Source organism: Deltaproteobacteria bacterium (genome assembly GCA_026129095.1).
In the GTDB taxonomy this organism is placed as follows: Bacteria; JAGRBM01; JAGRBM01; order JAGRBM01; family JAHCIT01; genus JAHCIT01.
Window position 1 is genome coordinate 24,065 of sequence record JAHCIT010000016.1, and the last position, 10,473, is coordinate 34,537.

The following is a 10,473-nucleotide window of genomic DNA, read 5'->3' on the forward strand; positions in this document are numbered from 1 at the left end:
TCAGTCAGCACTAAAATGGTTCATAGGTGCGGGCTTTTGTAACTTATGCGGCGAACTGTGTTTGGAGACGCAGAGGCCGGTATAGTTCGGCAGGCAGCTTGTAAGCGAAATAGTTACTCACAGCACCTTCTTCGGTATCCTGCTTCAACAACATATTTGGCAGTCGGCCTTTGAATGCAAAAGACAGGATTGCTTCAGGAATAATCCGTATCAGTTCTGGCCGAATATACATTTTCTTGAGCAGATGGCCCACATAGGCTGGCCGGAGGTAATAGCGCCGAGTGAACTCCTGCCGAAGCCGGTAAAGCTCCTTGGTGGGAATATGGGGCGTCTTTACAGTTGCTTCACGTATGTTGAAATGGTCCGTATCGTCTGTCAGCAGCAGCCCTTGTTCATCAACCTGCCGCCGGAATTCCGTTCCTGCAAACGGTGTGACAAAAAACACGCCAAGCATATCGATTGGTTGTTTCAAGAGCCACTGGAATGATTTTTCGAGTGATTCTGGGGTATCCCAAGGAAATCCTATAATCCAGCCACCCGATATGGTGATACCCTTGTCGGCTATCATGCGGAGGGACGCAGATGCCTCTTCAATATCATAGTGCTTTTTCATTTTAGCTCCCCGCTCGGTGTCAGTGGCTTCAAGCCCTAATACCATATAACGGGATCCGGCAGCGTACATCGTGTCCACTAATTCCTTCGACATGTCATCTACCCGCGCAAAGGAACCCCAGCGCAAACTCTTTTCCATGCCCCGACGCACTATTTCATTGCAGATTTCCACGACCCATCGCGGACGGACCGTGAACTCTTCATCACGAAAGAAAACATTATTTACTCCATAATTATTTGCGAGATGCTCCAACTCATCAACTACTGATTCCGGAGTCCGGCTGGTCCATGCGCTTCCCCACAGCGCCGGTGTCTGGCAGAAGGTACATTTGTACGGGCAGCCCCGCGAGGCCTGTACGGAGAGAAACCGTGATTTTTTTACTGGATGGGTCAGCATTGCATGGAATTGGAACTGGTTGATCGGAAGGCCTTCCCGCATAGGAAACGGTATGCTCGTAATGCGTTTGATCCGGGTGCGGCGTTCAGTTGCCTGGTAACCGTCTCGGGTCTTGTACGCGATCCCTTGTACTTCCTCGATCTGCATCTTGCCTTCAAAACAGTCCAGAACTTCCAGGATCGTTTCCTCGCCCTCGCCAATGACCACGCAATCCACGGCCGGGTCGAGTATCGCGGAGGGGTCGCCGGATACGTGCCAGCCGCCATAAACCACCTTGCATCCGTATCGGGCTTTGACCGCCCTAGCGAACTCCAAGCCGTTCTTGAAGTTTTCCGTCATGGCGGTAAACCCGACCACGTCAGGCTGAAACTCGTCTAGCTCGGCGAACAGCCGTCGGGCATCCTCCACTTTGGAATTGAACATGTCCCGTATCCGGACATCATGCCCTGCATCGCGGCAAACGGCCGAGATATAAGCGAGCCCCAGTGGTTCCATCCATACGGACACATCGACATAGCTAAAATTTGACGGCGGATTGATGAAGAACAGTTTCATGGGTCACCTCAGGCAGCCTGGCGCTGTTTCCGGTTCAGGTTTGGGGGTTCCGAGTATGTGGCAGCGGCCGGGCTGAAAAAACGCTTCAGCCCCAGATGATGCGCGTAGTGCTTGAGGTAACGGCGAACCATGGCTTCCTCATTCGCTCCGCTGCGGTTCAGCATCCGCGAAATGGCATAGGAAACACCCATGAAACCGAATGGCGGCAGGAACCGCCAGAGCCGCCGGTCGAGAATTGCGTTCAGGGTTTTCTTCGGCAGCACCTTGATGAGAACAAACAGGTTGTAGAACTGCCGCGACATCGGCGAGGGGTTGTACCCGCCGGTCATGACCGACCCCAGTCCCGCGCCCGCATCCAGCGATCTGACGTCGGTGTCGCTGAGGTAGCCCATCTGCCGGGCCGTCTCCACGATCTCCGTGTTCGGGTAGTAGCGGAGCCAGTAGAACTTGATCACATCGGGACGGTGCTCATTGTAGAACCGGGCCATCTCCACGAGATCGTCCTCGGTTTCGCCGGGCAGGTTAACGATGTTCTCCGCGGCCACAGCCACCCGGTTGGCCCGGAGCCGTGCAAACGCGTCCCGCACCTGGTCGTTGCTTTCCCCGCGGTTCAGGATCGCCTTTTTCTTGCCCGCCTGGGTCGAGACCGACTGCACACCCATGTCCACCTTGACGCAGCCGGAACGGCCCAGCAGTTCGGCGCGCTTTTCGTTCACCATGGACGGATAGACGCAGCACATGTAGGGGATGCCGATTTCCTTCTCGTAGCGCGGGGCGAACTCCTCGAACCACTTCATGCCGACGGCGAATATCTCGTCGTAGAAGTTGACGACCACCGGCCGGTAGACCGTCTTTGCCCATTTGAGCTCGGCGATCACGTCGTCAACCGAACGGGCCCGCAGGTAGTTGTCATCGCCTTCATACACGCGGTGCAGGAGGTTCGAGTTGCAGAACGAGCATTTGTACGGACAACCCCGGCTCGTCATGATCGTATAGACGTCGGACGGATAGAGCCCCGTATTCTCGTACATCGTCTTGTCTGCCCAGGGGATGGTGTCGAGGTCGCGGATCAGCGGACGGGGTTCGTTGACCCGGATGCGGCCGCCCTCGCGGATGACGAGGTTGGGCATGTCGGGCCGGACCTTGCCGCGCCCGATGGCGTCCACCAGCTCGACAATCGCCTCCTCGCCCTCGCCCCGCATGGCGAAGTTGCAAAAGGAGTTGGCGGCGAGTGTTTCTTCCGGCGCGCTGGTGACGTGGATGCCGCCAGCGATGATCGGCACGCTGGAAAGCTCGCGGATCCGCCGCCCCACCTCCTGGAACCAGGGGTATTCATCGGTCACGACCGAGAAGGCGACGATATCCGGGTTCCAGTCCACGACGGACCGGGCGACCTGGGCGGTCCGGGCGAACCGGCGCGCAAGGAACGGGATGCGCACGAAGGCGTCGTCGAACAGTTGCGGGTCATAGAAAAGCCGGGTCTCGTGTCCCTCGCGCTTGAGCACGGCCGAGAGATACTCGACCGCGAGGCTTTCATAGGCTGGGTATACAAACGCGATTTTCATCGTCAAATATCGGTTCCTGGACTCCGGTTCTGCCGGTTTTCCACCGCCGGTTTTCCGGCCACTCGACGGCTCTTGTGTGAGGGATAAGTCTATCATGCTCCGGCGGGGACTGCACCCCTCAAAGGCTGCTGAATCCCAATAAAATAGGGCAGCCCGCCAGATCTTTCCGGCAGGTTCTGGAAGTGGGCCGTATCACTTCACCGGGGATTCAGTCCGTTGACGGAAAAGGGCGGCCGTTTCGGCTGCAAAAATGATCCCCGTCAGTACGGTTGCGCCGAGCAGCACCTCTTTGGCGAGGAAAAGCTCCGGCCGGAACTCCCCGGCCAGCCAGAAAGCGGCGATGATTACGGTGAGCCATCCTGTTGCCGCCGCCGGGTGAGGCCGCCAGTGAACACACGCGCCGATGATTGCGCCAGCCCCGGCGCCCCAGACGAGACGAACCGCCGCCGGGTATCCCCCGTTTCCGGAAATGACGAATGCGAGGAGGCCGGAGACGGTCAGGAGCAGGGTGGCCAGTGCGGTGGCAGCAGAAAGGTGCCGTGGAAGGAGGGCGACGAGGACGGCGATGGCAAGAATGGTAATAGCCGGTTCCCGCCACAGGCTGATGTCCTGCTCCATGTAGGCATGACGAAACCCGATGCCGGTGGGTATGAGGTGCATCAGCATAACGGCGGAAAGAATGGCTGCTACCGGCACCATCATTCGCAGTCTGAATGGAAGCGAAGCCACCGGCGCCGCAGGCGGGGTGGCCCCGTCCTGTATCCTTGCCGCGGTGAGATAGCCCGCCGCAAGCAGCAGGAAGGCCAGCGCGGACACGGCGGCGCTGCCAAGCATGAACGGGCGAAAATCGTCGGTTGCGAACATACGGAGGGGCGTCAGGAACTGGCCGGCGAGGAAGGTTCCCGCCAGCCACGCGGCCGGAACCGGGAGGCGTTTCAGGAGGCTCGGCCGGCCGCCTGCCTTGAAGGCGCGATGAGCAAAGGCCAGTACGGCAAAGGACGCGCCACGCTCAAAACAGAGAACCAGGACATGGACATCACCCGGATGGCTGGCAACCAGAGGCATGAGCCGGAGGGCCGGAACCGCCAGCGCGGCCAGAACCGGACTGGCTCCGCGGTCGCCGGGAACCAGAGCCACCATCGCCTTCCACATGAACAGTCCGGAGATGCACCAGCAGGCAACGGCGGCTGCAATCGTTGGGTCTGCCGTGAGGGGACTATGAAGCTGGTTCAGGCTTTGACCCTCTGCGTACCATGAGCGGACCGAAACGGCGAACCACAGCCCCGCCACGCCTTCCAGGAGGGCGAACATCATCAGCAGGATTCCAGAGGTGGCGGACCGGAGGCTCATGATTGATTCAAAACGGAACGCCGGCCATTCCGTCAGGATTTCCTCCCTGCCATCATGGGCGGCGGAACTTGATAGCCACGAATGGAAAAAATCATAAACCTGTTCATGAGCCGATTCTATACCCAGGCAGTAAGCAGGCCGCCATTCATTCCGGCGGCTGCAGGGATGTGTGCTGAAACCTGATGGTGACCGTCATTGACCTCCTGGACAACCGTGCCAACCGGCGCGTTCCGATTGACCTCAAGGTCCATGTCCGTACGGAGGGGAATCTGCCGGAACAGACGCTCCTGTCGGTTGACTGGTCGAAGCGGGGCGTGTTTCTCCGTACACGCGAGCCACTGCCGCCCGGCACGCCGGTGACGCTCGGTGTTCTGGTGCCGAGCGAGCATGGACTGGTGAACTTCCCTGCCGTGGTTGCCCGTGCTGTTGCTGAGTGCCACGACACGCGGGGCCGTCCGCCGGGCATGGGAGTCTATTTCGACACGCTGCCGGCCCCGCTCGCCCAGTATCTCAGCCAGATTTCCCATGCGGCGCGTCTCAGGGCCGAGGATGACGCCAGTGCCGCCGGCAACCAGGATCTGGTACTGCTGGTGGGAGGGAGCGGAGCCGAACGGCTCAAGGCGTCGATCCTGTTCGACCATTCAGGTCTCGATGTGGCCGAGGCTGCGACCATTGCCCAGGCTGAGGATCTGGTCACTCACGGGGTCCGGCCGGAGGCGGTGGTGGTGTTCCTGGCGGAAACGGCCCCTATGCTGCTGGCATTCCTGGACCGGCTTCACGACCGTATACAGCCGCGCCCGCGCTCGGTGATCGTGGTGGGGGATGCGGATTTCGACAGCAAGGCGGCCCTCATGCACCATGCCTCCCTGTTCGTCCGCCGCCCGGTGACGGCTGACAAGCTGTTTGGGCTGCTTGGGCTGAAGACGCGCCTCCGGCGGTGATCCTATTTTTTCCTGAGCGTCCGGCCCCGGACGACCGCTTTTCCGCCAAAACGGGCCCGTAGCTGGTCCAGCGTGTCGTCGATTTTACGCGCCTTCACGTCCGTGGGAGGGTCAAACAGGCCGCCCTGGGCGGGTGTTTCACGTCCGAGGCCGCTGCAAGTGACTCCAATGAGCCGGACCGGGCGGGATCTGGGCCAGTTTGCGCGGAACAGGCGCCGGGCCGTCTCCGTGATCCGGTCGTCCGTATCGGTCGGGGAGGGCAGGGTCTCGGCCCGTGTGATCGTGCGGAACTTTCCGTCACGGATCTTCACTGTCACTGTGCGGGCCTTGACGCCGTGCCGCCGGAGCCTTGAGCCAATATCCTCGGCCAGGGTGGCAAGCACCCGTTCCAGTTCGGCCATATCCTTCACGTCTCGTTCGAAAGTCGTTTCCCGGCCCATCGATTTGGATTCCGAATTCGGTTCCAGCTCCGCAGATCCGTGGCCGGTCGCTTTCTCGTGTATCCACGCCCCCAGTGTGCCGAGCTTTTTCTCCAGTTCCGCAGGCGTTCGGCGTGCGGCATCACCCAGTGTGAAAATACCGGCCCCGTTCAGGCGGCTTCGGGCGGCCGGGCCGACACCCGGCATGATGTCAACGGACATGGGGGCAAGGAAGGCGGCTTCCGATCCGGATGGAACCCACAGGAGGCCATCCGGCTTGGCCAGCCCCGATGCAATCTTGGCAATGGTGCGGTTGGTTCCCAGACCGACTGAAGCCACAAGCCCCGTTTCTTTCAGGATTTCGGCATGGATCCGGTGGGCGGCAGCCAGTGGAGGCCCCAGGAGACCCTCGCAGCCGGTAAGGTCCAGATAGGCTTCATCGACCGATACAGGCTCCACGACCGGTGCGAGCCGCTCCAGCACGGCAAATACACGGTGCGAATAGTCCCGGTAGGCTGCCGAATTGCCATCCAGCACGACCGCTTCTGGGCAGAGCTGGATTGCCTGGCGCATGGGCATGGCCGAGCGGCAGCCGAATTTCCGTGCCTCATACGATGCAGCGCTGACAACGGCCCGTGCAGAGCGGCCTCCCACGAGGACCGGTTTGCCCCGGAGCGAGGGGTCGAGGAGACGCTCCACGGAGACAAAAAAGGCGTCCATGTCCACATGGGCGATGAGCGGTGGCCGGGTTTCCATGCGCAGTGACTCCGCGGCTGGTGCGGTTTCAGATGGCGTACTTGTCCCGGTTGTCGTTCAGGAATTTGCGGAAATTCAGCTTGATCCGCTCTTCGAGCTGGCGGGCTCGTTCCTTGGAGATGCCAAACCGGTCGCCGATTTCCTGGAGTGTCACCGGTTCTTCCGTATCCATTCGCCGGTCGAAGATGACGGCATCGCGCTCCTCCAGCGTCGCCCGGTAGGCGTTCATCGCCGCCCGGAACCGCTCCATGCGTTCGTGATCGGCCAGCCGGTCGTCGACCGGACGGTCATCTCCGGAAAGGGTGTCACCGAGCGTCATCTCCGTGTCGGCACCGAGCGGCGCGTCCATGGATACCTCGCCCTGCGAGAGCCGCTGGTCCATTTCGGTGACCTCGCTCTCCTTCACGTCAAGCCGCTCGGCCAGCAGCTTTGCGGTCGGCACGAACCCTTCGCGTTCAAGCCGGGCCTTCTCCTTGCGGAGGTTGAAGAAGAGCTTGCGTTGCGCCTGGGTCGTACCGAGCTTCACCAGATGATAGGAGTTGACGAGGTACCGGAGGATGTACGCCCGGATCCAGTACTGGGCATAAGATGATAACCGCACCCCCTGGTAGGGGTCGAAGTTCTTCACGGCCATCATCAGGCCGATATTCCCCTCCTGAACGAGGTCCAGAATATTCTTGTAGGCGTTGTGGTATTCCCAGGCGATCTTGACCACGAGCTTCAGGTTCGAAGTGATGAGCTTCTTGGCAAGCTCCGGATCCTGGGTCTTGTGAAAGCGGGTAGCGATCTCGTGTTCCTCTTCCCGCGAGAGAATCGGGAAGCGCTCGGCCTCGCGCATGTAGCTAGAGAGGGCCGTCCCCATCGGTTCACTGGTTTCGGCTGGTGGAGTTGCCGGAACGAGCGCCGTGGCAGGTTCAGCCTCCACTACTGTTTCGGGAATGAAATCCAGAGCCTCGTCTGCGGGATTTTCCGCCTCATCCGGCTTCGGACCGGTTTTCGAAACTGGCTCTGAGGGGAGGCGGCGCGCTCCTGGTGGCCGGCCGGCTGAAACGGCCGGGCGGGCTGGTTTTGATGCCGGTTTGGTCCGGGAGTTCCGGGATGGCGCGGCAGACCGGCTTCCGGCAGCCGCTTTTGACGGCTTGCCGGAAGCCTTTGGTGGTCCATGCCGGGTGGGAGTGCGCTTTGTCACCCCGCTAGGTTATTCGGATGGTTCCCGCCGCGTCTAGCGCCGGGCCCATCAGTGCAGCAGGTCGTCCAGGCCTTCGGTCTTGATCTCGCCGGGCTGCATCTGCTTGCGCTGCTTGCGCGGCATGCTGAACCACGGCTCCTTGAGGACGCGGCCTTTCATGTCGTCAGCCCAGCGGCGGACAACCCACTCGGTAACGCCGTTAATGACCTTGGCAGGCACGTTGTCGTACTCAAAGTCGGCGAACGTCTGGAATGTGATGGACGCAAAGCCGTCACCCCAGTCCTCGATGCGGAGTCCGCCGTACATCTCGCGCAGATTGCCCTCGATGGCAAAGAAGTCGCAGGACAGGGTCTCCTCGTTGCAGGTCATGTCCACCTTCGTCCGGATATTCCGGAACGGGAACGGGGCGTTGATGTAGAACTCCAGGATACGGTGCGCGGTGGGACTGTTCGGGCTTTTCACCTCGACGATCTTCGTTTCCAGCATGCCGAAGAGGAATTCGGGGTATTTCTCGACGTCGAGGATGATCTCCCACCCGCCCTGGACCGAGGCCTTGGCGCCACCGGCAGCGGTGACGAGGTTCAGGCCGCGGCTTCCGACCGGTGTCGTCCAGACGATGATGTCACCCTTCCTGATGCGCTCGCGAAACTCGGGCGAACCGGGCACGGGTTTGCCCGAGCAGCTCGCCAGCACGGTCCACAGGGTGGCAAGGGCCATGAGCCCCGTGGCGCGGCGTTTGAATGGCAGCTTGGTACCCATAAAAAATCTCCGTTGCGGGGACACCCCGCGGGGCACAGGACATTTCTCCGTATCGTTATGAAATTGTAGCGGATTCCTGACGGATGGCCACCCCTCCCCGAAGGAAATCGGGCACCCCTGCTGCCTGCCTGAAAACAGGCAGAAAAGGAGAACGGGAAGGGGCCTGGGGCGCCCTTCCCGTTTTCCTCTTTCTCAATGCCCGTTGAGAATTTCTGTGCTCACGCCTCGGCGATCTCCTCGCGGGAAGGTTTCTTGCCCGTGGCCGCGGGGCGGGGTTTTGCCTCCCCATTGCTTCCCGGGCTGCGTCCGGCGCCGTCGGCCGTATCGGGCTGGGAGGCTGCGCGGACCCGGACGATGCCGTGGTTTTCGAGGATCTTCCGCTCGATCTCGTCGGCCGAATCGGAGTGCTCCCGCAGGTAGCCCGCCGCCTGTTCGCGGCCCTGTCCGATGCGGTCGGTGCCGTAGCTGTACCAGGAACCGGTCTTCTGGACCACGCTGATCTCGGTGCCGAGGTCCAGGATATCGCCTACGCGCGAGGGTCCTTCGCCGTAGAGCAGGTCGAACTCGGCCTCACGGAACGGCGGAGCGAGCTTGTTCTTGACGATCTTGGCACGGGTGCGGTTGCCGATCATCGTCTCGCCCTGCTTGATCGCGCCGATCCGCCGGATGTCGATGCGGACCGAGGCGTAGAACTTGAGGGCGTTGCCGCCGGAAGTGGTTTCCGGGCTGCCGAACATGACGCCGATCTTCTGGCGGATCTGGTTGATGAAGATGAGCGTGGTGTTGCTGCGGGCAACGGCGGCATTCAGCTTGCGCATCGCCTGGCTCATGAGGCGGGCCTGCAGGCCCGGCAGGGAGTCGCCCATCTCGCCCTCGATTTCGGCCCGGGGGACGAGCGCGGCCACCGAGTCCACCACGAGCGCATCTATCGAATTGGAGCGGATCAGGGCCTCGGCGATCTCAAGGGCCTGCTCGCCATTGTCGGGCTGGGAGATGAGGATGTCGTCGATCCTGACGCCGAGCTTCTTTGCATAGCCCACATCAAGGGCATGCTCGGCGTCGATGAATCCGCAGATGCCGCCGGCCTTCTGCGCCTGGGCGACGATGGAAAGAGCCAGTGTCGTCTTGCCCGATGACTCGGGACCGTAGATTTCGACGATGCGGCCACGGGGCACGCCGCCCACGCCGAGGGCGATATCGATCGCCAGGGAACCGGTCGGTATCACCTCGACCTGCTGGGTCGAGTTCTCGCCCAGCTTCATGATGGCACCCTTGCCGTGGGCCTTTTCGATCTGGGCCAGCGTGTCGGCCAGCGCCTTCCGCCTGTTGTCGGTGGGGTTGCGTGAATCCTGCATGAGAGTATCCCTTCCTTAGGTTATGCACCGGGTTCCCGCCTCACCGTGGCCGAACATGTCAGCGTGCGAGACGGTTATACCCGCTTTCGGTTTGTATACGCAACCGGAATCTTCCGGTTTTCTCCAGAGGGTGGCTTCCTTGGCCTCCACCATCTGCATCTGCGGAGAGTATGCCCCCGGCATATGACAGGACGTGGCACTGCCATAAACACTTTTAATTTCAGATGGTTATTGAAGCAATTTCGGCCAGGAATGGCGGTATTTCCGGGCTTTCCATCTGCGGCAGCGGTTCGGAAACCGAACTGGTGCCCGAACCAGCCCGGACGGTTTGACCTCACCGGCGGACGGGATTACTAACAAACGCTTTCCGGTCATAATCGGCCGGATAATTCCTGCCGTTCCCATACGGAGAGTTGGCCGAGTGGCTGAAGGCGGCGGCTTGCTAAGCCGTTATACGGGGAAACCCGTATCGAGGGTTCGAATCCCTCACTCTCCGCCAAAAGAGACGATCGCCGTTTTCCGCCCAGAACGAGAACGGTTTTCTATAGTCCCCGCGCAGGGTTGCGCCGTCGAGT

At 61.0% G+C, this 10,473-nt stretch carries 8 protein-coding genes and 1 tRNA gene; 2 read left to right on the forward strand and 7 right to left on the reverse strand.

The window, feature by feature from the left end; translation table 11 throughout:
- Window positions 1-43: 43 nt before the first annotated feature.
- The 3 genes from KIT79_15580 to KIT79_15590 form a co-directional block, all read right to left on the reverse strand.
- Window positions 44-1,564 (reverse strand): cobalamin-dependent protein, encoded by a 1,521-nt coding sequence (locus tag KIT79_15580; protein ID MCW5830728.1) that lies wholly within the window; start codon window positions 1,562-1,564, stop codon window positions 44-46.
- Between the two features lie 8 nt (window positions 1,565-1,572).
- Complete coding sequence (locus tag KIT79_15585; GenBank protein ID MCW5830729.1) at window positions 1,573-3,129, reverse strand: B12-binding domain-containing radical SAM protein; 1,557 nt, start codon at window positions 3,127-3,129, stop codon at window positions 1,573-1,575.
- 192 nt (window positions 3,130-3,321) lie between these two features.
- The gene (locus KIT79_15590) at window positions 3,322-4,479 is read right to left on the reverse strand and encodes a hypothetical protein (GenBank protein MCW5830730.1); all 1,158 of its coding nucleotides are present in this window, start codon (window positions 4,477-4,479) and stop codon (window positions 3,322-3,324) included.
- 182 nt (window positions 4,480-4,661) lie between these two features.
- Between KIT79_15590 and KIT79_15595 the strand changes: the two genes are divergently transcribed.
- Complete coding sequence (locus KIT79_15595; GenBank protein ID MCW5830731.1) at window positions 4,662-5,420, forward strand: PilZ domain-containing protein; 759 nt, start codon at window positions 4,662-4,664, stop codon at window positions 5,418-5,420.
- A 2-nt stretch (window positions 5,421-5,422) separates the two neighbouring features.
- Here KIT79_15595 and dinB read toward each other — a convergent pair whose 3' ends face one another.
- The 4 genes from dinB to recA form a co-directional block, all read right to left on the reverse strand.
- A complete protein-coding gene (gene dinB / locus KIT79_15600; protein MCW5830732.1) occupies window positions 5,423-6,595 on the reverse strand; it encodes a DNA polymerase IV in 1,173 nt (390 codons plus the stop codon).
- A gap of 28 nt (window positions 6,596-6,623) precedes the next feature.
- Complete coding sequence (locus tag KIT79_15605) at window positions 6,624-7,520, reverse strand: RNA polymerase factor sigma-32 (GenBank protein ID MCW5830733.1); 897 nt, start codon at window positions 7,518-7,520, stop codon at window positions 6,624-6,626.
- Between the two features lie 312 nt (window positions 7,521-7,832).
- A complete protein-coding gene (locus KIT79_15610; protein MCW5830734.1) occupies window positions 7,833-8,543 on the reverse strand; it encodes a hypothetical protein in 711 nt (236 codons plus the stop codon).
- Between the two features lie 218 nt (window positions 8,544-8,761).
- The gene (gene recA, locus KIT79_15615) at window positions 8,762-9,898 is read right to left on the reverse strand and encodes a recombinase RecA (GenBank protein MCW5830735.1); all 1,137 of its coding nucleotides are present in this window, start codon (window positions 9,896-9,898) and stop codon (window positions 8,762-8,764) included.
- Between the two features lie 407 nt (window positions 9,899-10,305).
- Here recA and KIT79_15620 point away from each other — a divergent pair.
- Window positions 10,306-10,397: transfer RNA gene (locus KIT79_15620), tRNA-Ser, on the forward strand.
- The last annotated feature ends 76 nt before the right edge of the window (window positions 10,398-10,473 follow it).

Excerpts from the sequence above, each read along its gene's own strand:
- recA (MCW5830735.1), bottom strand. The coding sequence starts at position 9,898 with ATGCAGGATTCACGCAACCCCACCGACAACAGGCGGAAGGCGCTGGCC.
- dinB (MCW5830732.1), bottom strand. The coding sequence starts at position 6,595 with ATGGAAACCCGGCCACCGCTCATCGCCCATGTGGACATGGACGCCTTT.
- KIT79_15610 (MCW5830734.1), bottom strand. The coding sequence starts at position 8,543 with ATGGGTACCAAGCTGCCATTCAAACGCCGCGCCACGGGGCTCATGGCC.
- KIT79_15585 (MCW5830729.1), bottom strand. The coding sequence starts at position 3,129 with ATGAAAATCGCGTTTGTATACCCAGCCTATGAAAGCCTCGCGGTCGAG.
- KIT79_15595 (MCW5830731.1), top strand. The coding sequence starts at position 4,662 with ATGGTGACCGTCATTGACCTCCTGGACAACCGTGCCAACCGGCGCGTT.
- KIT79_15590 (MCW5830730.1), bottom strand. The coding sequence starts at position 4,479 with ATGAGCCTCCGGTCCGCCACCTCTGGAATCCTGCTGATGATGTTCGCC.
- KIT79_15580 (MCW5830728.1), bottom strand. The coding sequence starts at position 1,564 with ATGAAACTGTTCTTCATCAATCCGCCGTCAAATTTTAGCTATGTCGAT.